This is a genomic window from Paenibacillus favisporus, assembly GCF_040545415.1.
Lineage (GTDB): Bacteria > Bacillota > Bacilli > Paenibacillales > Paenibacillaceae > Paenibacillus_AQ > Paenibacillus_AQ favisporus.
In genome coordinates, this window is the sequence record NZ_JBEPLV010000002.1 from 944,352 (window position 1) to 966,811 (window position 22,460).

At 56.9% G+C, this 22,460-nt stretch carries 17 protein-coding genes; 14 read left to right on the forward strand and 3 right to left on the reverse strand.

The window, feature by feature from the left end:
* Nucleotides 1-2 precede the first annotated feature (2 nt).
* The 4 genes from ABID47_RS12285 (at nucleotide 3) to ABID47_RS12300 (ending at nucleotide 3,309) form a co-directional block, all read left to right on the forward strand.
* Nucleotides 3-1,103 (forward strand): mandelate racemase/muconate lactonizing enzyme family protein, encoded by a 1,101-nt coding sequence (locus ABID47_RS12285; protein ID WP_354497015.1) that lies wholly within the window; start codon nucleotides 3-5, stop codon nucleotides 1,101-1,103.
* Nucleotides 1,103-2,356, forward strand: coding sequence for a C40 family peptidase (locus ABID47_RS12290; RefSeq protein ID WP_354497017.1), 1,254 nt, complete (start codon nucleotides 1,103-1,105; stop codon nucleotides 2,354-2,356). The genes ABID47_RS12285 and ABID47_RS12290 overlap by 1 nt, the downstream gene beginning before the upstream one ends.
* A gap of 253 nt (nucleotides 2,357-2,609) precedes the next feature.
* Nucleotides 2,610-3,020, forward strand: a complete 411-nt coding sequence (locus ABID47_RS12295) for a VIT1/CCC1 transporter family protein (protein WP_354497019.1) — start codon at nucleotides 2,610-2,612, stop codon at nucleotides 3,018-3,020.
* On the forward strand, nucleotides 2,911-3,309 hold the full coding sequence (locus ABID47_RS12300; RefSeq protein WP_354497021.1) for a VIT1/CCC1 transporter family protein: 399 nt from the start codon (nucleotides 2,911-2,913) through the stop codon (nucleotides 3,307-3,309). Before ABID47_RS12295 ends, ABID47_RS12300 begins: the two co-directional genes overlap by 110 nt.
* Before the next feature lie 49 nt (nucleotides 3,310-3,358).
* Here ABID47_RS12300 and ABID47_RS12305 read toward each other — a convergent pair whose 3' ends face one another.
* From ABID47_RS12305 to ABID47_RS12315, 3 genes are all read right to left on the reverse strand, one after another.
* Nucleotides 3,359-4,012, reverse strand: coding sequence for a hypothetical protein (locus ABID47_RS12305; RefSeq protein WP_354497023.1), 654 nt, complete (start codon nucleotides 4,010-4,012; stop codon nucleotides 3,359-3,361).
* Between the two features lie 24 nt (nucleotides 4,013-4,036).
* On the reverse strand, nucleotides 4,037-4,741 hold the full coding sequence (locus ABID47_RS12310; RefSeq protein WP_354497025.1) for a YwqG family protein: 705 nt from the start codon (nucleotides 4,739-4,741) through the stop codon (nucleotides 4,037-4,039).
* A gap of 234 nt (nucleotides 4,742-4,975) precedes the next feature.
* A complete protein-coding gene (locus tag ABID47_RS12315) occupies nucleotides 4,976-6,157 on the reverse strand; it encodes a DUF4272 domain-containing protein (protein WP_354497027.1) in 1,182 nt (393 codons plus the stop codon).
* 213 nt (nucleotides 6,158-6,370) lie between these two features.
* On the opposite strand from ABID47_RS12315, the gene ABID47_RS12320 reads away from it, so the two are divergent.
* The 10 genes from ABID47_RS12320 to ABID47_RS12365 all read left to right on the forward strand — a co-directional run bounded on the left by ABID47_RS12320 (nucleotide 6,371) and on the right by ABID47_RS12365 (nucleotide 22,457).
* Complete coding sequence (locus tag ABID47_RS12320) at nucleotides 6,371-8,155, forward strand: cache domain-containing sensor histidine kinase (RefSeq protein WP_354497029.1); 1,785 nt, start codon at nucleotides 6,371-6,373, stop codon at nucleotides 8,153-8,155.
* Nucleotides 8,127-9,719 (forward strand): response regulator, encoded by a 1,593-nt coding sequence (locus tag ABID47_RS12325; RefSeq protein ID WP_354497031.1) that lies wholly within the window; start codon nucleotides 8,127-8,129, stop codon nucleotides 9,717-9,719. The genes ABID47_RS12320 and ABID47_RS12325 overlap by 29 nt, the downstream gene beginning before the upstream one ends.
* A gap of 371 nt (nucleotides 9,720-10,090) precedes the next feature.
* The gene (locus ABID47_RS12330) at nucleotides 10,091-11,428 is read left to right on the forward strand and encodes an ABC transporter substrate-binding protein (protein ID WP_354497033.1); all 1,338 of its coding nucleotides are present in this window, start codon (nucleotides 10,091-10,093) and stop codon (nucleotides 11,426-11,428) included.
* A 30-nt stretch (nucleotides 11,429-11,458) separates the two neighbouring features.
* Entirely contained in the window at nucleotides 11,459-12,394 is a 936-nt protein-coding gene (locus tag ABID47_RS12335) for a carbohydrate ABC transporter permease (protein WP_354497035.1), read from the forward strand.
* Between the two features lie 2 nt (nucleotides 12,395-12,396).
* Nucleotides 12,397-13,227 carry a carbohydrate ABC transporter permease gene (locus tag ABID47_RS12340; protein ID WP_354497311.1) on the forward strand — a complete coding sequence of 277 codons (831 nt, stop codon included), beginning with the start codon at nucleotides 12,397-12,399 and terminating at the stop codon, nucleotides 13,225-13,227.
* A gap of 7 nt (nucleotides 13,228-13,234) precedes the next feature.
* Entirely contained in the window at nucleotides 13,235-14,404 is a 1,170-nt protein-coding gene (locus ABID47_RS12345) for a glycoside hydrolase family 88 protein (RefSeq protein WP_354497037.1), read from the forward strand.
* Between the two features lie 330 nt (nucleotides 14,405-14,734).
* A complete protein-coding gene (locus ABID47_RS12350) occupies nucleotides 14,735-18,268 on the forward strand; it encodes a putative Ig domain-containing protein (protein ID WP_354497039.1) in 3,534 nt (1,177 codons plus the stop codon).
* Between the two features lie 580 nt (nucleotides 18,269-18,848).
* Nucleotides 18,849-21,122 carry a xanthine dehydrogenase family protein molybdopterin-binding subunit gene (locus tag ABID47_RS12355; protein WP_354497041.1) on the forward strand — a complete coding sequence of 758 codons (2,274 nt, stop codon included), beginning with the start codon at nucleotides 18,849-18,851 and terminating at the stop codon, nucleotides 21,120-21,122.
* Nucleotides 21,109-21,942, forward strand: coding sequence for an FAD binding domain-containing protein (locus tag ABID47_RS12360; RefSeq protein ID WP_354497043.1), 834 nt, complete (start codon nucleotides 21,109-21,111; stop codon nucleotides 21,940-21,942). Before ABID47_RS12355 ends, ABID47_RS12360 begins: the two co-directional genes overlap by 14 nt.
* On the forward strand, nucleotides 21,939-22,457 hold the full coding sequence (locus tag ABID47_RS12365; RefSeq protein ID WP_354497045.1) for a (2Fe-2S)-binding protein: 519 nt from the start codon (nucleotides 21,939-21,941) through the stop codon (nucleotides 22,455-22,457). The genes ABID47_RS12360 and ABID47_RS12365 overlap by 4 nt, the downstream gene beginning before the upstream one ends.
* Nucleotides 22,458-22,460: the final 3 nt, after the last annotated feature.

Consider the following 22,460-nt stretch of genomic DNA (forward strand, 5'->3'; position numbering starts at 1 on the left):
AAATGCGAATACATGATATCGAAGTGCTGCGCAAGTACACGCCGCTGACCAAACCGTTCAAGACGGCGCTGCGCACGGTTCATCAAGCCGAATCGATTGTGGTGAAAATGACGGCCGACGACGGAAAAGTGGGCTGGGGCGAGGCGCCGGCCACCGTCGTCATCACAGGCGACAGCCTCGAGGCGATCCAGTCCGCCATTGTGCATACATTCAAGCCGCTCCTGATCGGCCAAAGCCTGCTCGCTTACGAGCAGATCCTGCAGTCGGTCCACCAGGCCATGGTCGGTTGTACCAGTGCCAAAGCGGCCATCGACATGGCCGTATATGACTTGGTGGCCCAGCACGGGCGTATTCCGCTGTACCAGTTTCTCGGCGGGTACCGCGACCGGATCGAAACGGACTTTACGGTCAGCGTCAACTCGCCCGAGGAAATGGGAGAAGACGCGGCCCAATACGTTCAGGCGGGATTTACCGTGCTGAAGATCAAGGTCGGCAAGGATGACATCGAGCATGATATCCGCCGCATCCGGGAAATCCGGCAGCGCATCGGCAGCGACGTCAAGATCCGGCTGGACGCCAATCAGGGCTGGCAGGCCAAGGAGGCGATCCGCTCCATCCGGAAGATGGAGGACATGGGACTGAACATCGAACTGGTGGAGCAGCCGGTCCGGGCCGGGGATATTTATGGGCTGCAGCAGGTGACCGCGGCGGTGGACACTCTGATTATGGCCGACGAAAGCGTCTTTTCTCCAGTGCAGGCGCTGGAGGTGCTGCAGCGGCACGCGGCAGACCTGATCAACATCAAGCTGATGAAGGCAGGCGGCATTTACAAGGCGCAGCTGATTAACCAGCTGGCTGAAGAATACGGCGTCGAGTGCATGGTGGGCAGCATGATCGAATCCCGATTGGCAGTGACCGCCGCTGCCCATTTCGCCGCCAGCAAAAAGAACGTCACCCGCTACGACTTCGACGCGCCGCTGATGCTGCATCAGGATGATGTCGTCGGCGGCGTCATGTATGACGGCCGGGTGATGACCTTCTCGGATGCGCCGGGTCTGGGCATAACCGATGTGCGCACGACGGACGAAGTGGGGGTATGGTGATGGCGGATCGAGACGATCAGGCCGTATCCCCGGCATGGCGGGTGGTCAGCGTTCCGGTAGCTACCGTCTGGACCAGCCCGTCCTCGCCGCGGGCGCTGGACGAACCGGCACTGGCTGGGTTCGCCCCTAGTGAACCTGGGAGTGCCAAACGGGAGGCCAAGGGCCAATCTGATTCGGGGAATCCGTTGGAGATGGAAAGCGATCCGGGGATTGCACGGGGGAGCGGTATCGAGGCATGGCTCGCCGCCATGACGGTACCGGATAAGCTCGATCTGTGCGCGGCCAACCGCGTGCAGACCCAGGCGCTGTACGGCACGCCCGTCCTTGCCTACGAAGAGCAGGACGGCTGGAGCCGGGTCGCCATTCCGGGCCAGCTCTCGCCCAAGGATGAGAATGGATATCCCGGCTGGATTCCGACGGAGCAGCTGCTGCCATTGAGTGAGGAGGAAGTACGTCGGCTGCTGGACAGCAGCGGAAGCGTTCCCGGCGCCGCTGATGCTCCAGCTTCTGCGATCGTTACGGCACCTACGACGGACTTGGAGCTGTTGTCCTCATCGGCGAAAATGCGTATCAGCTTCCTGACAAGGCTGCCGCTGGCAACCGAGGAAGAGCGGGGTACGGTGCTTGAGGTAGAACCCAGCGATGAAGCTCAAGCCGAAACGGGTTTTCAAGCCGAATCGGTAGCAGGACCCGATGCTGGAGCATTTCCCCAAGCAGGGAGTATTCCGATAGATGGTGTTGGGGCAGGGGTGAATTCTCGTGGGGATTCCTTTGTCGTCGTACAGACCCCGCACGGTCTTGCCCGGATCAGACGGGCAGACGTACAGGTGGCGGCTGAGCCAGGGGAATACCCGGCGGTTCTTCCGGATGGGCAGAATAAGGGCCAGGCCATCGTGGCGCAGGCCAAGCGCTTTCTGGGACTGCCTTACTTGTGGGGGGGCATGTCAGCCTGGGGCTACGACTGCTCCGGGTTTGCCCACTCCATGCATCTCGCCTGCGGCATCGTCATCCCAAGGGACGCCTCTGTCCAGGCGCTGCACGGAGTCAGCGTCCCGCCGGAGGAGCTTCAGCCGGGGGATCTGCTGTTCTTTGCCTATGAGCAGGGCAAGGGACGCGTCCATCATGTCGGCATCTACGCCGGGGACGGGCACATGATCCATTCGCCGGATTCGGCCAGCTCTGTGGAGCTGATTCCACTGAAAGGATATAAGCTTGCTGACGAGCACTGCGTTTCCCGTCGTTATTGGACATAACGAGGCAAGGCTTTGCCCGGGCATCGCATTCAAATCGATGCGTTCTGTAAGCTGCTCCCAGATTACAGATTTCAGAGAATCACAATGAACACATCACTGCAGCAAAAACTCCCGGACGGTTCTATGACGCCGGGAGTTTTTGCTGATATCCCCCGAATGGAGCACAGGCCGTGCAGGCTCATTCAGGTATATTTTAACGGAAACCACCTATATTAAGGGAATCAAGCGCAGAAGCTGCTCGCAGGGTGGGGGAATGATGACTGTGGAAAGGCATGAGGAAAAGCATTTTAACGCACCGGATTTGATCAGGGATATTGTGATCGGAATGTCGGACGGTTTAACGGTTCCGTTTGCCCTTGCCGCCGGCTTGTCCGGGACCGTACCAAATACGAGCCTGGTCGTTGTGGCGGGGATGGCTGAAATCGCTGCGGGTGCTATCGCGATGGGGCTCGGCGGATATCTTGCCGCCCGGACGGACCAGGAGCATTATGCATCCGAACTCGTGCGGGAGCAGGAGGAAATTCAGGGAAATACCGGATCAGGAAAGGGAGGAAGTGGCCGATATCCTGAGAGAGTGGCATTTTCCCGAAGAAATTGTGGAATCGGCGGTGGATGCCATCTGCCAGGACTCGGACCGATGGGTTCAATTTATGATGAAATATGAGCTCGGGCTCGAAGAGCCCGAGCCTAAGAGGGCGCGCAACAGCTCGCTTACGATCGGACTATCCTACATTATAGGGGGTGTGATTCCGCTGTCCCCTTACATGCTGATCAGGCAGTCGGGCACAGCTTTATCCGTTTCGGTGATCGTCACGATGATTGCCTTATTCGTGTTTGGCTACGTTAAAGGAAGGTTCACCGGTACCCGTCCGTTCCGTAGTGCCTGGCAAACAACCATTGTAGGCGGAGCGGCCGCCGGAATCGCATTTTTCATTGCGAGACTGATCTCTTGAAGGATTATCCGTCAATGACTGTTTTCAGCGGATGAATCCGAGATGTTCTCTAGTAAAACGACAAATACTTCATCACATTTTCCGCCTTCTCCTCGCCCAGCAGCTGCATCAGCTTCGGCCTGACTTCCTCCACAAAGGCAGCCTCGATTTCAAACGTTTCTTCGTTGGTTACATTCCCCTCCATTGCGAAAGCGGCTTCGATCAAGAGGGCCAGGGCCGAAAAAAAGTCGGCCAGCGAGTCTGCAAGGAGGAATGCTTCAGATCCATCGATCCGCCCGTACACCGGGGACGCCGGCGAGGCGGTGTCGACGATCAGCGGGTCGTCGTTGTAATTGGCAATGACCACATGCTCCGGAGGCCAGGAAGGGGATGCTTGATACGGCTCCCCCGTTCCCAGCCAACGGTATCCCAGCTGCTGGCGAAACAAATGCTCCGGCTTCGGAAAGAAAAGAACGGCCGCATCTCCGATTTCCACGGCGGCGCTTTTCATTCCGAGCGATGTTTTATGATCAGCACCACTTCTTATTTCATACCTGGTGTAAAAATGCTGCAGTTCCGGCGAAAGCGGAATACGTATATCCACGCCGGGGTCACAGAACTCCGCCAACGGGCGGATGTCCTGCTCTTTAAAAAGTCCATATGCCTCGTTATATTGATCCTGCCATTTTAGAAAAGATGCCATCGCTTGGTCCATCACGTCCATCAAGTTTCACTCCCCATAGTTTCTTTAATAAAAATCGAAGTAGCCGCGCCAGGTGCCGTCCTTTTTATGCTTGGCAAAATAAAAATTGCCGTCATCCACGATGTTGAGCCCGGCTTTGGCGTCTGAGGCGATTTGGAGGACAAAAGCGTATCCATCTCCAAAGTCAACGCCAGGCTGGGTGAAGGCGGCATATCCGCCAAGCTTGTGGACACGATATATTTCCCCAGCAATATCCTCGAAATAATTCAGCCCTTCCAGCTCTTCCAGTCGGAGAATCTCTTGTCTGTACGCTTCGGGTATATCATCGCTGTCCCATTGCGGGGAGTCATCTTGACAAAGCTCTGGGAACAGCGGGAAAGGTTTGATCGACATAAAGGCAGGCCCGAAGTCTTTCAAGACCAATTTCCCGGTATCGCTGTACTCTCGGATGCACATATATCCGCTCATATCATCGTGATCCAGGACGTTAGGTGACAAAAATACGGTCAGCAGTTCGGTTTCCTTCAGTTCGTCCGGAACATAGGGCAGCGCGGGCAGATATAGCTGAAGGATGGGAGCCATCGCCTCTCCGTCCACATCGACGGGCAGTTCCTCATGGGGCAATGCCAGGTTGACTTGTCCGATCCAGCACTGCTCCACCGAGGGGCTAGGCCTGCTTCCACCTGTTTGAAAAAGGGTCACCGTGCGCTGCAAGGCGCTTTGAAGCTCTACGATCCGTTCGTTACTCATACTTGCATCCTCCTTTAAGTGCCCATGCTCAGGTCACACCTGCGTCCATCTGAAAAAAAGAAGATCATCCATATATCATCATATATGTACACGAAGCATCTTTGCCGCTTCTTCACAAACCCTCCTCGAGTAGGTCTTTGTTCGATCCCCTCTGCTTAACGCTCGGCAAATATGCCGTTGTTCGGACCCCACTGCCTACCCTCTCGGAAAGTAGTAACCCATATTCCTTTCACCCTACGTATCCGTCCGCACATCGTCCCATTCCTGGCCCATGTATCCGGTCAGCCAGTTCAAGGCACGGTGACGCTCATACACGACGCCTGCGTTCAGGCCGCCGGGAGCCGGCTGTCCTTGAATCCGGCTGTCGACGCAGAGCCAGTCGTAGCGGTAGATCAAATCGGCGGCGTCGAGAATTTCCATACTGCTCCGCAGCCGTGAGCCCGCTAAAAAGGCATCAAACGAATCAAACTGCTGCAGCTTGGAGACGGCTTCGGGGACATCGCAAATATCCGTCGGGCTCCCCAAGGCGTCCACATGGCCCAAGGCCCACAGCAGCACCCAAAAGCCTTCATACCGCCAGGAAAACGGGACCGCTTCGGATTCATCCGCATGGCCGTTTTGGATAAACGCCTTCTCCTCGGGAGAAAAGAAGCCGTCCGCCCTGTATTGGGCCGTAATTCTCGAGATCAGCTCCCGGGTATCTTCGGGGCTTTCGCCCGCACCGATGCATTCGCCCTTGACGGCGGTAATGCAGAGGGCGACGGCGCGCTGCGCGGTTTCCGCGAGCGTCCGGATTCGTCCCGCGGCTTCATCGCCGAGCCGTCCGGGCATCGGCGGCATCTTCTGAAAGCCTTTCGCCGACAGAATCGCTTCGGATCGCGCTTTGCGCTCCGTACCGGAAGCTGTCTCCGGCTCCTCGCCATGGAGGAAGCTCGTATGGGCGGTGACAGTATAATCTTCCACTTCCGAGCGGCCGTCCGTACCCAGCAGGAGCCGTCCTTCCGGGTTCAGCAGCTGCCCGCCGCCCCAGAACATCAGCCCGTCCAGCGGCTGGATAATCGACAGCAGCCGGGTGAACAAGGACTCCGAAATGTCATCCTCCGTTTCGACGCCGATGACCATATTGAGCGTGCTGATCTTGATCAGCAGCTTTTGCTGCAGCGGCTCGTTCTCCGCCGGGATCTGGGCAAAAAATTGCTCCATGCCGCTTCGCATGCTTGCAAACTCATCCGGATGCGTTTTGCTGGTCATGATGTTAAAAGCGGTAGCCTTTCGGCGAAGCCAGCCCTTGCTGACGATCTCAATCCGGGTTTTGCTCTCATTGACGCTCATTTTTCCATTCGGGTCGATCGCCTTTATCAGGTCCACGATCTGATCCAGATCGAAGGTTGAGCTGTACAGCGCACAATTCTTCACAACGATTCTCCTCCCACATGTAAAAAAACAACCAGTAACAGTGTGCAAAAAGCACACATCAACCATTTTATACCGAATTCGTGCATGACTTCCAGGCTTAAACTCATCATCAGCAATATCCTCGAAAACCTCCCACCTTCGGCTCGAAAAATGTACACCTGACGTGCCTGCGGTCTGTGCTAATATAGGGGGAAGAGGAGGGACCTGACATTCATGCTCAGATGGAAACAGCTAACGCAAAGCCTTTTCTTTAAATTTTCGGCCTCCTTTATCCTCGTGGGACTTGTGCCGTTATCCCTGCTCAGCTACTATGCCGTGCAGTCGTTCACGTCGCATGTGGAGCGCTATACGACCAATAACCTTCGGCAGATGGTGCTGTACATGAGCTATAACGTCAACTCGGCGCTGACCAAATACGACGACATTTCCAAGCTGATGTACACCGGCCGGTATGACGGTTACGTCGAAGGATCGGACGAAAACCAGACCCGCAAGGTCAACGAACTGGAGCAGATCAATTCGGTCCCGATTGAAAGCTTTCTCAAAACGATTTTGTACAGCGATCCCTTTATCCGCAACGTGTATTTTGTCAGGTCCTCGGACATGAAGCTGTATTACCAGCTCCGAACCAATGCGGTGCTGATTCCGGAAGCGCTGCCATTACAAGACTGGCTCAGCGCCATGAAGGAACGGCCACGGAACATCGCCTATTTCGCTGCGCATGACGAGACCTATTTTGCCCGTTCGGACAAACAAGTCGTCACGATCGGGCGAAACCTGATCGATATCTCACTGCCGCTTGAGAAGGAGCCGCATGTGGTCGGAACGCTGTTTTTTGACGTAAGCACGGACATGTTCAACCAATTTTTTTCCGAAATGAAATTAAACGGGAAGGACGAGCTGTATGTGCTGGACGAACAGGGGCGCTTCTATTTCGGTCATCGGAATAACGCGGGGAAGACCGTCACGGTATCGGATCAAGACGATGGTCAGATGCTGGCTCTTAGTGAACCGATTCCGGCTCTGCAGGGCCGCATCGTGACCCGTCTGTCCAAAGAGGAGCTGTACCGTCAGCTAGCGACGACCCGCACGGCGGTGTATATCGCGATCGTGATTTGCGCGGTGGTATTGATCGTCATGGGCGTCTGGTTCTCGCGGCGGCTGGCGGCGCCGATCCGCCAGGTGATCCAGAAGATGGTCACCGTGGAATCGGGAAATCTGGACACGCATGTTGAAGTCCGGAGCCAGGATGAAATCGGCCGTTTGGGCCATGGCTTTAACCGGATGATCGAGCGGCTGCAGGCTTTTATCGACGAAGCCTATGTCGCCGAGATCAAGCAGAAGCAGACCGAACTGAATGCGCTCAAAAGCCAGATCCGCCCGCACTATTTATATAACACGCTGGAGGTGATCCGGATGAATGCCGTGCACAGCGACGTGCCGGAGGTCGGCGACATGATTCTGTCGCTGTCCAACCAGCTTAAGTACGTCATCGATTACGGTGAGGAATGGGTACCGCTGCAGCAGGAGCTCGATCATCTCCGGGACTATTTTTACATTATCGAAGTCCGGTTTGAGAACCGTTACGAGCTGCGGACGCACATTGCGGACGATGTACGCCTGTCGTGGAGCGTGCCGAAGCTCTTCCTGCAGCCGCTTGTGGAAAATGCCGTGCAGCACGGCCTGCGGCCGCAGGGCAAAGGGACGGTCGGCATTTCCATTCGCAAACAGGAGGACCGCTTGGCCATCGTCATTGTTGATGACGGGGTCGGAATGGAAAAAGAGGAGGTCGAGCGGATCACGGCCAGGCTTGCTGAGGAAGGTGCGCCGTCCGGACACGTCGGGATGAAAAACGTCCAGGAGCGGATTCGGTCGCTGTGCGGTCAGGAATTTGGGCTGTCGGTGACCAGCCGGCCCCATATCGGCACATCCGTAACGATCGAACTGCCTATCAAGGAGGTGCATGACGATGATTCGGGTTCTGCTCGCGGACGATGAGCCGATGATCCTCAAGGGATTACGGAAATTGATCGACTGGAATGCGCTTGGCTTTGACATTATCGGAAATGCCTGCGACGGCCGGGAGTTAATGGAGCTGATGGAAGCCCTGAAGCCCGACGTGATCATCAGCGATATCAGCATGCCGCACTTTACCGGAATAGATATGATCCGCCGCATCCATGAAGAAAGGCTGTCAATAAAGGTGATCTTTATCAGCGCCTTCCAGGAATTTACCTACGCGCGGGATGCGGTGGCTTACGGGGCGCTCGATTACTTGGTGAAGCCGATCATCAAACAGCAGCTCGAATCGGTGCTCTGCAAGGCGGCATCCCTCATCAATGAGCACCAGGAGGAAGCGATCCGCAAAGGAAAGCTGCAGCAGCTTGAGCACAAGATCCGTCAGGGCGAGCTGGAGTCGTGGCTGGCGCAGCTGATGGAGGGAACGCTTCAGCCCGGTTCCGCGCCTTACCGACACCTTGCGGGCGAGCTGCCGGGCCCGTTGTACAGCACCGGGGTGGTCTTGGCCGAGCAGCTTCCCGGCGACAGCGATAAGTGGAATAACAGGGAGACGCAGCTCGTGGAGTTTGCCGTCGGCAACATTTTGCAGGAAGTCGTGCGCTGGTCAGGATCAGGCCATGTGTTTGTCCGGTCCGGCCGGTTTTGTTACGTCGCCTGCCATGAGGGTCCCGAGGGAGCATTAGAACTGGCACAGGACGTGAAGCGCAGCATCCGCACCTATCTGAAGCTGAGTGTGACGATCGGGACCAGTCCGGCGGCGGCCGATTTCGGCAGCCTTCCGGAGGCTTGCCGGCAGGCGGAGCAGGCGCTTGGCCTGAAGTATTTTGACGGACCGAACCGGATTTATACCTACCGGGCCATGGACAACAAGCCGAAGCAGGATGAGCTGTACCGGCGTCAGCTGGCGGTGGTGAACGGCTTTACGGACGACGATTGGGAAGCGGTTGCAGAAGGGTTGGACCGCTTGCTCTCCTACATCTGCGTCAGCGCCTACGGGAGCCGGTCGCTGGCGGTGTCGACGGCGTTTTCGTCCGTCCTTTTGCTGGCGCAGGAACTGGGGAAATCCGGCCTATCTCTGCCTGAAGCCAGCCTGGATGCGCATGATGTTCAGCGGAAGCTGGAGCAGTGCGGCTCGTACGCCGATCTCCGGCGCGACATAACGGATACGGTCGAGAGGATGTTCCGGATGGCCGGGGCGGAATCCGTCAATAAGGACAAAGCGCTGCTTGCCAAGGTGAAGCAGTATATTGAGGAGAACTATCCGGAGGAAATCACGCTGGAGTCGGCCGCCGGCATTACGTTCATGAATCCAAGCTACTTCAGCTTTTTTTTCAAAAAGCAGACCGGCATCAATTTCAAGCAGTACGTGACCGGCATCCGGATGAAACACGCGGTGCGGCTGCTCCTTCATACCGATCTGATGGTGTATGAAATTGCCGAGGCGGTGGGGTATAACAACGCCCGCCATTTCAGCGACATTTTCCGCAAAACGTACGGAAGCCTCCCGAACGATTACCGCCAGGACAAGAAAAGAAAAGCTTGACCTCAAGCTGCCCAAGTCATCCATCACACCTTGCCATAGGATGCGGACCACCCTCCGGCCCGCCGGTTTAAAACGCCGTCAGGCGTTTTTTTTCTGCATTATAGAATTTATAATTTTTTGGGGTCCCCGCAAAGTATTTGGAATATGCACCGAGGTATAGGCTCCACTTTGTGGGGATGTTTCTTCAGGAAGTACTCGAAAAAGCCTCACCTCAAACTCGAAAAAGTTCATTCTAGCGGCTTCCGCATTTTGATAACCTAAGACCAAGGATCGGGCCGGACGCGCGCGGCGCAGTTATCCAGGCGGCATGGAACCCGTCGATCCGCACGATTCGAACCGTACCATTCACAAAAAGGGAGGCAACACATCAGATGGCTCACAAATCCAAATTTCACATGCTCAGCCTGCTGCTGGCGCTCGTGCTCGTTCTGTCCGCATGCGGCAATGGCGGCACGGAATCAGGCGCATCCGGAACAAGCGGAGATGGCGCTTCAGACGGAGGAGGCCAGGCGGCGAAAACCTCGTTTACGATCGGCTATGCCACCGGCGACCCGGCATCCAAGCAAGCGATATCCGACGCAATTAAGGCGTTTACTGAAGCCAATCCGAACGTCGAAATCAAGGACGTCAGCGAAGGGACGACTTCTTCTTATCTCGACTGGCTGAAGACGAAGGACGCGGTCGGCGAATTTCCCGATCTGGTGGAAATGCGCGATACCGAGGTCTTTCTGAAGGCCGGCAAAATCGTGGAGCTCCCGTCCGACCTGCACGATCTGTTCAGCACGCTGCCGGAAGTCGGCGGCAAGGTGTATAACGCTCCGCTGACGCTGAACGCCCCGCAGGGCATTATTTACAGCAAGCAGGCTTACGAGAAGGCCGGCATTACCGAAGAACCGAAGACGTACGACGAGTTTTTGGCCGACCAGGAGAAGCTGAAGGCGAGCGGCATCACCCCGATCGTCGTCGGCGGCAAGGATATTTTCCATATGGGCTTCTGGCTGAACAAGTTTCTGATCGATGATGTGTATGCCAAAGATCCGGACTGGAACTCCAAGCGCACGGCCAAACAGGTGAGCTTTACTGACGCCAACGTGGTTCAGGCGATGACAGACTATAAGGAGCTGTTCTCCAAATATGTGGACAAGGGCTGGCTGAGCACCGCCGACAACCAGACGGCGTCCATCCTGGTGGCAGGCAAAGCCGCGCAGCTGTTCTCCGGTCCATGGATGTTCACGCAAATCCAGCAGGCGGATCCGAACTTTGCATTCGGCTTCTACGCGCTGCCTGACCGGGAAGGCAAACGCAATGTTATCGGTCTGCCGTCGCCGGCCGGCTGGACCTTGTCCGCCGATGCGGCCAAAGATCAGGCAAAAGTGGACGCCATGAAATCGTTTATCCGGTTTTTCTTTTCCAAAGAGCAGTACGCGAAGTATCTGTCTACGGTTAACGGCATTCCATCCACCAAGGAACCTGTGGAATACCAGGCAACCGAGCAGATGCAAACCGTTCTTGACCTGATGAAGGACGAATCGGTGACCAAATCGCTGGCGATCAACAACTGGTGGGGAGAGAATCAGATCCCGCCGCAATTCCGCAACTGGTATTACAAGCTCATGCAGGAAATGGTTCTGAAGAATGGCGACGTCGCGGAATATATGAAGAAGGCGGACGCCGAGTACGATACGGAAGTCGCAGCCAACAAGCAGTAAGGCGCATCTCAAGCAAAGGAGGATCCCAGCATGGCAATGCCTTATCCCGACAGCCATAACCAGATTCAGACCATGCCGATTCCGAAGAAAAAGCGAAAGGTGCAGCTCTATGCCCTGCTGTTCATTCTGCCGTCGCTCATCTTGTATACGCTCTTCGTGATCGTGCCGACGGCAAGCAGCGTCTATCTCAGCTTTACCTCCTGGGATGGCGTGAGCAGCGACGTTCACTACATCGGATTTGCCAACTTCGTGGAGATCTGGCACAGCGATCGGGTGCACAATGCGCTGAAGAACACGCTGATTCTGACGGTGTCGCTCGTCGTCCTCGAGAACGTGGCCGCCCTGCTGCTGGCGGTGATGGTGGATCAGGTGCGCTGGTTCCGCAATCTGTTCCGCAGCATCTTTTATTTTCCCGTCCTGATGAGCGGGGTGGTCATGGGGTTTATCTGGACGATCATACTGAATTACAATTTCGGCGTCTTCAATCAAATATTGGATAAAATTGGGCTGTCCTCGCTTATGGTCGATTGGCTGGGCAGTCCGAAATACGCGATGGTATCGATCATTTTGTCCGCGGTCTGGAAATCGGCCGGTTATTATATGATCATTTACCTCGCCGGCCTGCAGAGCATTTCCGCCGATCTGACGGAGGCCGCCTCCATAGACGGGGCGAACCGGTGGCAGCAGTTCCGGCACGTGACGTTTCCGCTGCTCGCCGGTTCGATGACCGTATGCTCGGTGCTGTCCATGATCAGCTCGCTGAAAATTTTCGACCAAATCGCGGTGATGACCGACGGCGGGCCCGGATTTGCCACGGAAACGCTGACCTACATCATTTATAAAGTCGGTTTCGGCGAAATGCGGCAAGGATTCGGAACCGCGATGGCGATGGTGCTGTTCCTGCTGATCCTGGTCATTACGGTCATCCAGGTGAAGTTTTTGCGGAAAAGGGAGGTGCAGTTGTAATGATGGAACAACGGCGCAAATGGAACGACGTGCTCATGTTTATCGTGACCTTGATTCTGGCCGTCATCTTTTTCTTTCCGATTTTCTTTAACCTCATGTCCGCATTCAAGAGCAATCCGGAAATTATGCGGGACGCCATCGCCTTCCCCAAGTCGTTCTATTTGGAGAGCTTTAAGTACCTGCTGACTGAAACGGACTACCCGAAAGCGATGATCAACAGCGTTCTGCTGACCGTGCTCTCGATCCTGTTCATGGTGCTGATCATCCCGATGGCAGGGTATGCGATCGAGCGCCATAACAAGCGCTGGACGGGTTTCGTGTTCGTCTTCTACCTTGCCGGGATGATGATTCCGTTCCAGGCGTACATGATTCCGCTCTTTAAGGAACTGAAAATGCTCGGCATGTACGGCAATCTGATCGGGCCGATCGCCATTTATGTGTCCGGCTCGGTGGGCTTCGGCTGTCTGCTGTACACCAGCTTCCTCAAAGGGGTTCCGCGCGAAATTGAGGAGTCGGCCGCCATCGACGGGTGTTCACGATACGGCATCTTTTGGCGCATCGTCTTCCCGCTGCTCGGTCCGTGTACCGCAAGCATGGTTGTACTGCAGGGGTTGGGGATCTGGAACGACTTCCTGATGCCGATGCTGGTACTGCCTTCCGGGCAGCCCAAAACGATGATCGTGGAAATTTTCTATTATGTCGGCGAGTTTTCGTCGCGCTGGGATATGATTTTTGCCGGGACGACGATGTCGATCGTGCCGGTGCTGATCGTGTTTATTTTCCTGCAAAAGTACTTTGTGAAGGGCCTCGCGTCCGGCGCAATCAAGGGGTGAGTCATAGATGGTCAAGAATAACGTGGAAAAGCCGGCGCCGCACGCCGGATTGACGACGGAGGAGCGGCAGTGGCTGGATGACGTATGGGATAAGCTGCAGGTGAAAATGTTGGCTGAAGTGGACCGGATCGGCGACCGGATCCCGTATATTCCGGAGAATGGCGCATATCGCGAAGATAAGGCTGAGACGGATATTTACTGGTGGACCAACGGATTCTGGCCGGGGATGCTCTGGCAGATGTATCACGCCACAGGGGAAACGAAGTACCGGGCGGCGGCCGAAAGCGTCGAGCGCAAGCTGGACGCCGCGCTGGAAGGCTACGACGGCCTTCATCATGACGTCGGCTTTATGTGGCTGCATTCGGCGGTCGCCAATTACCGCCTGACCGGCAGCGCCCGCGCCAAAACGCGCGGCATGCACGCGGCGAATTTGCTCGCCGGACGCTACAACCCGGCGGGCCGGTTCATCCGCGCCTGGAACGACGACTGCACCGGGTGGATCATCGTCGACTGCATGATGAACATCCCGCTGCTGTATTGGGCAAGCCGCGAGACGGGCGATCCGCGCTTCGATGTTATCGCACGGCAGCATGCCGACACAACGCTGGCTAACGTCGTCCGCCCGGACGGCTCGTGCAACCACATCGTCATCCTCAGCCCGGAGGACGGTTCGTTTGTGGAAGCGCCGGGAGGCCAGGGCTACGGGACCGGCTCCGCCTGGTCCCGCGGGCAGGCGTGGGCGCTGTACGGCTTCGCGCTGAGCCACCGTCATACGGGTGAAGCCCGGTACCTCGAGGCGGCCAAGCGGGTCGCGCACTATTTCATCGCGAACGTGGCTGCGACGGGCTATGTCCCGCTGGTCGACTTCCGGGCTCCGGCCGAGCCGGTGGCCTGGGACACGACCGCCGGCATGTGCGCGGCCTGCGGCCTGCTGGAAATCGCCGAGGCCCTGCCGGCACTGGAGAAGCCGCTGTACGTAAATGCCGCGCTGCGCATCCTGCAGGCCACGGATAAGCGCTTCTGCAATTGGAACCCGGACGAAGACGCCATCGTGGGCGGCGGAACCGGTTCGTATCACGGGCGCAACGGGGATTACTCCGTGCCGATCATCTACGGAGACTACTTTCTGATCGAGGCGGTGCTCCGCCTGAAAGGAATGGACTTCCTGATCTGGTGAACGGGAGAGGCGAATTAAATCCGAATGCCGATCTCTAAATAAAGAAACCGAAAGACCCTGTCGACCCGTTGGCGGGGTCTTTGTTCAACTGCCAAAAAAAGCGGCACATCGGCCTAAAGAAACTGCATTCCAGGGATGGCGGCCATTTTTTAAGATAAGAAGAGAAGGCCGGTCATCTATATCAGAACAAATTTGTAAGCGGATTCATCGATTTCCATATCCAAAGGAGGAATGCGAAGAAGCATACCAGCCCGAAGCGCTGGAGCTGAGGAGGGTAGTTGACAGAGCAAATTCGACTTAAACGGCAGTACATTTCAGAAGGAAAGGAAGATGATCATGGAAGTGAAGCATAAGGCTCCGTTCAGTCAGGTTTGGAGGCGTGCGGGCATCGTGCTGTTGACGATCTCCCTGCTGATCCCGCTGTTCCCTTCAAACCGGGCGGCGGCAGAGACTGTATCCGGTAATGGGAATGCTGCAATTACAGACTACCGGGTGGATATTCATGAAACCGTCAGCAGCGGATTCAAGCACCCCGGCGTCGGATTGACGAAAGAGATCCTGGAAAACGTGCGGACTCAGGTCCTGGAAAAAAAGGATCCCTGGTATTCCTATTACCAGGCGATGCTTGTCTCCTCGTCCGCAGCGAAGGATGTCACCTCCAGCAATCAGAGCGCGGCCGATCCATCCAAGCCGGGCAGCGACGCATTCGACAGCCAGGGGATCAACTCCAGATTTATTGCCGACGGGTTGAAAGCTTACACGCAGGCGCTGCTGTACTATATTACTGGAGACGAGACATACCGTGGAAATGCGCTGCACATCATCCGGATCTGGTCCCAGATGGATCCGGCTAAATACAAGTATTTTCAGGATGCCCACATCCACACGGGAATTCCGCTGAACCGGATGGTGACCGCGGCGGAGATCCTGAGATACACCAGTTACCGCACGGAGAGCCTGAAGTGGACGGAGCAGGATACGGCCGATTTCACGAACCATCTGATCACACCGGTGATTGAGACCTTCCAGCATGACAACAACCATTTCATGAATCAGCATACGTATCCGCTGCTCGGGGCGATGGCGGGCTATATTTTTACCGACAACCGCGAGCGGTACAACGAGGGCGTCGAATGGTTCACCGTCAATAAAACCGCTGTCGACCAGGGCATCAACGGCTCCATCCAAGCGCTTTTTCGCTTGGTGGATACCGATGCCGTGACCGGTGAGAAGCTCACAACCCCGCGCGTGCAGCATGTCGAAATGGGAAGGGACCAAGCCCATGGCGGCGGCGACCTGAACAATGCGGCCATTCTGTCGCGGCTGCTGCTGGCACAGGGAACGAAGGTGGACCCTGTCAAAGGCACGGTTTCGACCGCCAACAACGCCGTGACCTCCTATCAATTTTTAAATAACCGGATCTTGAGCGCTGCCGATTATTTCAGCCGTTACATGCTGGGCTACGATACCCCATGGAACCCGGTGGCCGCGAGCATGGATCCGGACGGTAAGCCGCTCATCATCTACAAGCAGCTGTCCGAAATGTACCGTGGGAGAATGGTCACGACGAATTTTTGGGACATTTACTTCTATTACAAGTACACCGAAGGCATGAACCTGAAGAAGGAAGCTCCTTATCTGACCGAAATGTTCGAGAAGCGCCCGCCATCCAACTATTATTACAAAGGCAACCTGGAACAGGCGTGGGACAATGTCGACGGAGGCGGAGACTTCTGGCTGTACATTCCGAAAAAGGCCGGCGCCGAAGGGGATAAGCTTGTTCCCAAAACGCAACAGGACAGCGCGCGGATCGACGTCGAAGAGCGCTATACGGCATTTGACAAAAATGCAGCGACACGAAAGGACGAGGACGTTTCGTACATTGAGGTCAAAGCAACGGAGAACGGCAGCTGGCTGGCACCGCTGAACGTGGCTTACGGCGACCGCTCGAAGCCGCTCCTGGTCGGCTTGAGGTTCCGGACGAACGGCCCGGCGCAGCTTGCGATGAGCAGGGCGATGGGCTCCACGCCTTATCATACGCTGACGCTGCCGGATACCAAGGGCGAGTGGAGGTACATCATTTATGATATGGGCATCGATCATGTGACTTACAGTCAGGTCGACCCCAACCACAGCATCGTGTACTGGAAGGTGACCGGTCCCGGAACAAAGATAGGCATCGATTGTCTGAACGTCAAGGCAGGAGAGCAGCTGACGCCGCCGGTATTTAAGGCGGGTAGCGGCGATCTGGAGCGGGTCGCTTATGTGGGTGCCGCAACGTCTTATGATTTTTCGGCCACCGACCCGGGTCCAAGTGATCGCGTGACCTATGAGGCGGAGGGGCTGCCGGCAGGCGCCGAGCTGGATCCAGATACCGGCGCGTTCCGTTATAAGCCTGAGCAGGCTGGCACTTACGCCTTCACCGTCACGGCCACCGACGGAACGACCGTCGCGACACGGAACGTCCGCTTCGAGGTGGAGGAAGACCGGAAATCCGCCGTGGATGCCGCGGCAGCGCTTTATGACTCCAACACGGGCTACGTGTCTTCGTCCCTGGAGCACTTTAAGCAGACCTATGCTGATGCCTTGGCTTCCATCGGCAGCGCAAGCGATGAGCTTTTTGACCGCAAGCTGTCCGACGTTCTGCAGGCGGCGATGGAACTGAAGCCGTTAACCCCGCATCTTCCCGACGGAAGCCTGGATTATACAGCGGGGATCGTGGTGGCTTCCTCCTTCGGTGATTACCTGAGCAGTCTCACGGATGGGGACGATAATACTTTTGCGGCCTATGGACTGGCTGCCGATCTGTTCCACACGATCGATTTCGGCAGCAGCTTCAAAGTGTCCGCAGACGCCTTCCAGATCCGGGGACGGCGAAGCTTTCCGGAGCGGATTGCGGGCATCGCGGTGTTCGGCTCCAACGACGGCGAAACCTGGACCCGCTTAACGTCCGCAATGACCGGGCTCACAGAGGATATGCAGAGGCTGGAGGTAGACGAGGCCTACCGTCAAGAGCCGTTCCGCTTTTTGAAAATGCAGATGATCGCACCGCAGAGCACCATGCTTGAAGTGAGCGAATTCCGGATCGAGGGACAGCGCCACGAAATCCACAACGATCTGGACTCGGTGTCGATTGCATCGGAGCATGCCCTGAAGCAGCGGGTCGTTCCCGGCGACCCGGTTCAACTATCCTTTACTTCCAAGGAGACAATCAGCCAAGTTAAGGTCAGTATCCAGGGTAAGGAGGCCGAAGTCCGTACGGATGATCAGCGCCATTGGACGGCGAACACCGTGTTATCGGATGACGCACCCATGGGGAACGTCAAGTTTAACATTACCTATACCAAGGCAGACGGAACGCCGGGAACACCGCAGGTTTTGACGACGGATAACTCCAAGCTGTTCGTCAGCCGGGACGATGACGTCATCGATGTCCAGCAAGCTGCCGATTTCATCGATTCTACCGGGCGGGCGGTGACAGACACCCTGAAAAATGTCGCGAATCTGTTCGATGCCGATGCCGGCACTATTTCCGACTTCCGCCTGAACGGGGGCGGGGCCGGTGGATATATCGTTTTTGACTTGAAAGAGGGCTATCAAGCACAGCTTACCGGCGTGGAGCTGATGGCAAGACAGGACAGTTACTTTTCCCGCATCAAAGGGACGGTCGTCCAAGGATCGAACGACCTGACGGAGTGGACGGCGTTGACGTCGCCGGCGCAATCTACCGCAGATTGGCAGGTGCTGCCGGTCAACGGAAAGGAAGCCTACCGCTACATCCGGATGTACAACGCCGGCACCTGGTTTGGCAATATGGCGGAGCTGCGGCTGCACGGCACGGTGCAGTCCTCGCTCGGGCGTTGAGCTTATCGAAGCCGAAATCGGTTCGGCAGCCACGTTATTCCGCCTGGCGCCGAAAAGTCGCGCACGTATACCATCACGTATACGGCGACCGATCTAGCGGGCAATCAAACAGATCGTACGGTCACCGTCACGGTGCCGCATGATCAGTCCGGCGATCCGCCGAATCCAGATGGGACAGAAGAAAGCATTGGAGCAGATGGGGACGCTCCGAGGGTAGAGCTCTGAGCCCGAAAGCAAATCACGATACACAGGGATGGGAATGAACCCGCCGCTGCCCGACGGACAATGCATGTCCGTCGGGCAGTTTTTTTAGGTATAAGACGTATAAGCTTCAGCGGCTGAGCTTCCTAATTTCGCAAGGAAAACTGCCGCTATACGCGGTCTGTCTTCATTGAATGTGCATCGATAGACCTTTTTTACTGAGGGTGTGCGATAAACCCGAATACTAGGGACAATGCATTTCCCATATAAATAGGCAGTAGAGGATGTGCATCTATCACAACTATGGGGATGAAAGGAGGGAGCCGAAATCGCCTCGTCCATCGGAAAAGGAGTTCTGAGAAAGGAATCCGGGCAGAAAGTGACCGGGGCGGCCCGTTACACGGGAGATACCTCGAAGCCGGGTCTGCTTCACGCCGCCTTGGCTGTCAGCCCGCATGCCCATGCCCGGATGCTGTCGATCGATACCTCCGCGGCCCGGAGTATTCCGGGCGTCCGTGCGGTCATCACAGGAGAGGATTTCCCGGTGCTCACCGGTTCTCCGCTGGAAGACCGGCCGCCGCTGGCCTTAGAAAAGGTGAGATATTTTGGCGAGCCGGTCGCCGTGGTGGTGGCGGATGCGGAATATATCGCGGAAATGGCGGCGCTGCAGGTCCGCGTGGAATACGAGACGCTGCCGCTTGTTCAGTCCCCGCTGGAGGCCTATAAGCCGGGCGCCCCGCTCATTCATGAACGTCTGGCCGAGTATAAGCACTATGAGGAGGTGTATCCGGATCCAGGCACCAACGTTGCAAGCCGCAACCGGATCCGCAAAGGAAACATGGAGGAAGGATGGAGCCGCAGCGTCCACACGATCGAGGTCCGGGTGAGCATGCCGCAATCCGACCATGCCGCGATGGAACCGCGCTGCAGTACGGCGGAGCTGCTGCCGGACGGCAAAGCCGTCATCCATTCCGCGTCGCAGTCCCCCTACATCATCCGCAGCCAAATCAACAGATACTTTCATATCCCGCTGCAGCAAATCATCGTTCACACCCCGCTCGTTGGCGGTGGGTTTGGCGGGAAGGCGGCCGTTCAGCTGGAATTTCTCGCTTTTCTGGCTTCCAGGGCCGTAGGGGGAAAAGCGGTCAAGCTGGTCAATTCAAGGGAGCGGGACATGGTCTCTTCCCCGGTGCATATCGGGCTGGAGTCGAGAGTCAAGCTCGGCTGTACCGCCGATGGAAAAATCGCCGCCGCGGAAATTACGCACTGGTATGACGGGGGAGCCTACTCGGACCGGGGACCGATCATGAGCAAGGCGGGAGCCAGCGACTGCTCGGGTCCGTACCGAATCGACAATCTGCAGTGCGATTCGCTCTGCATGTATACGAATCATCCGTATTCCACTTCATTTCGCGGGTTTGGACATCCCGAGCTGACGTTTGCCATAGAGCGGGCAATGGATGTCATGGCCGCACGCCTCAGCATGGATCCGCTGGAGTTCCGCTTTCTGAATGCTATCGGGCCCGGTGACACGACGCCGACGCAAACGCTGCTGGACCGGAGTACGGTAGGCAATCTCCCGATGTGTATCGCCAAGCTGAAAGATATGATCCGATGGGATGAGCAGCCCTTGATTGAAGCAAAAGGCCACTTTGTCAAAGCCAGAGGCGTATGCTGTATGTGGAAAAATTCCAATACCCCAGCCGATGCCGGTGCGGGGGCGGTCATCATTTTCAATGCCGACGGCAGCGTGAATTTGCTCTGCGGCGCTGTGGAGATCGGGCAGGGCACGCGGACGTCCCTCACTCAAATGGTAGCCGAGCTGCTCCGAATGGATGTGCACAAAGTATCGATCAGCACTGACGTCAATACAGAGACCGAGCCGCAGCTGTGGAAAACCGTCGCAAGCCGCAGCACTTTTCTGGTCGGCAACGCGATTCGGGCGGCGGCGCACGATGCCATCGTACAGCTGAAGAACACGGCCGCTCGGGTACTTCAGCTCCCGCCGGCCGAGCTGGAAATCGGAGGCGGAAGGGTTTACAGCAAGCGGGATCCGGGGATCGGCATAGAGATCACCAAGATTGCCCTTGGATACAAACTTCCGGAAGGGGGAACGATTGGAAGCCAGGTCATCGGCCGCGGTAGCTATGCGATGCGGGATATTAAGGAGCTGGATCCGATGACCGGCAAAGGAAAACCGGGCCCGGAATGGACTGTCGGCGCACAGATGGTGGAGGTGGAGCTGGATACGAGGGATTTTAGCTACCGAATCCTGCAGGCGGCAACCGTTATTGATGCCGGCAGGGTGATCAATCCGGTTTTCGCCCGCGGCCAAATCACCGGAGGCATGAGCATGGGGCTGGGCCTTGCCAGCAGGGAGGCCTTTGCGTTCAATGAAGAGGCCCGGGTGCTGAATCCGCAGTTCCGGACTTATCACATGTTGCGATACGGAGAGCAGCCAGCGTATTTCGTCGATTTCGTCGAAACGCCGAACGCGGAGGCGCCCTTCGGCCTGCGGGGCATCGGCGAGCATGGCGTGATCGGCATGCCTGCTGCTCTGGCAAACGCTTTGTCGGCAGCAACGGGCATCGCGCTAAATCGGCTTCCGCTTACCCCGGAGCGGATCTGGAGGACGGCCCATGATATCCTTTGACTTTGATTATTACCGGCCGTCTTCGGTGAAAGAGGCGGTCAACGCCTTTCAGGCGCTGCAAGCCCAGGGCAAGCATCCGATGTATTGGTCCGGAGGGACGGAAATCATTACGATGGCCAGGCTGAACAAGGATTGCCCGGGTGCGGTCGTCGATTTAAAAGCGATCCCTGAATGCAATGTGATGGAGTTCCGCGAAAATGACCTGATCATCGGCGGCTGTGTCACGTTGTCCGCCGTTACTGGCGCGAACCTCTTCCCGCTGCTCGGCAGGGCGGCCCAGGGCGTCGCCGACCAGACGTCCCGCAACAAAATTACGCTCGGCGGCAACCTGTGCGGCCGGATCTATTACAGGGAAGCGGTACTCCCGCTGCTTGTGGCCGACAGCCGTTTGGTCATCGCTGGGAAAGGCGGCGTCAGGGAGGCTGCGATCCATGAAGTCTTCCGCGGGCAGATCCGTCTGGAGCCCGGAGAGTTTCTGCTGCAGACCGTGACGGACCGTCAATTCGTATCTCTGACGTCCGTTCATGTGAAGAAGCGGCAGATCGGTAATGTCGGTTACCCCTTGGTGACCTTGGTCGCCGTGAGAAAGGGAAGCCGCATCCGCGCGGCATTCAGCGGGGTCTGCGGGTTCCCGTTCCGTTCAGCCGCCATCGAGCAGGTGCTGAACACCCCCGGGCTTTCTGCAGAAGAGCGGGCACGCCAGGCAGCGGGACAGCTCCCGGCCCCGCCGCTGACCAATACGGAAGGCACGGCCGATTACCGGCTCTTTTTATTTAAGCAAACCGTCAAAGACGCCATTCATGCTTTGGAAGGAAGGTGAACGTCCTGGAAAGCGCAAGCTCGAACTCGAATGCGATCTACCCGCTGGAGCTGGAGATCAACGGGGAGCGCAGGTGGCTCTGGGTCCGTGCGGCGGAGACGCTGCTGCATACCCTCCGGGACCACCTTGGCTTAACCGGGTGCAAGCCAGGCTGCGAGAATGGGGACTGCGGCGCCTGTACCGTCATCCTGAACGGGCTGCCGATGAAGTCCTGCCTGATGCTCGCCGTAGAGGCGGACGGACAGCGCATCACCACGATCGAAGGTCTGAAGCATTCGCCGGTCCAGGAACAATTTGTCCTGAAGCAGGCGTTTCAATGCGGCTACTGCACGTCGGGATTTATCATGAACGGTCACGGGCTGCTGAGCGCCCATCCGGACGCGGATCCGGAGACTATCCGGCTGTGGCTGGAATCGAACATATGCCGCTGCACCTCGTATGAAGAAATTCACGGGGCGATCATGGCGGCGCTGGCAGCGAACAAGGAAGGCGGCCCGGCAGCCGGCAGCAGCTAAAAG

Coding starts and splice junctions, on each gene's coding strand:
- ABID47_RS12285 (WP_354497015.1), top strand. CDS start 3: ATGCGAATACATGATATCGAAGTGCTGCGCAAGTACACGCCGCTGACC.
- ABID47_RS12290 (WP_354497017.1), top strand. CDS start 1,103: ATGGCGGATCGAGACGATCAGGCCGTATCCCCGGCATGGCGGGTGGTC.
- ABID47_RS12295 (WP_354497019.1), top strand. CDS start 2,610: ATGATGACTGTGGAAAGGCATGAGGAAAAGCATTTTAACGCACCGGAT.
- ABID47_RS12305 (WP_354497023.1), bottom strand. CDS start 4,012: ATGGACGTGATGGACCAAGCGATGGCATCTTTTCTAAAATGGCAGGAT.
- ABID47_RS12310 (WP_354497025.1), bottom strand. CDS start 4,741: ATGAGTAACGAACGGATCGTAGAGCTTCAAAGCGCCTTGCAGCGCACG.
- ABID47_RS12320 (WP_354497029.1), top strand. CDS start 6,371: ATGCTCAGATGGAAACAGCTAACGCAAAGCCTTTTCTTTAAATTTTCG.
- ABID47_RS12325 (WP_354497031.1), top strand. CDS start 8,127: ATGATTCGGGTTCTGCTCGCGGACGATGAGCCGATGATCCTCAAGGGA.
- ABID47_RS12330 (WP_354497033.1), top strand. CDS start 10,091: ATGGCTCACAAATCCAAATTTCACATGCTCAGCCTGCTGCTGGCGCTC.
- ABID47_RS12335 (WP_354497035.1), top strand. CDS start 11,459: ATGGCAATGCCTTATCCCGACAGCCATAACCAGATTCAGACCATGCCG.
- ABID47_RS12340 (WP_354497311.1), top strand. CDS start 12,397: ATGGAACAACGGCGCAAATGGAACGACGTGCTCATGTTTATCGTGACC.
- ABID47_RS12345 (WP_354497037.1), top strand. CDS start 13,235: ATGGTCAAGAATAACGTGGAAAAGCCGGCGCCGCACGCCGGATTGACG.
- ABID47_RS12350 (WP_354497039.1), top strand. CDS start 14,735: ATGATCATGGAAGTGAAGCATAAGGCTCCGTTCAGTCAGGTTTGGAGG.
- ABID47_RS12360 (WP_354497043.1), top strand. CDS start 21,109: ATGATATCCTTTGACTTTGATTATTACCGGCCGTCTTCGGTGAAAGAG.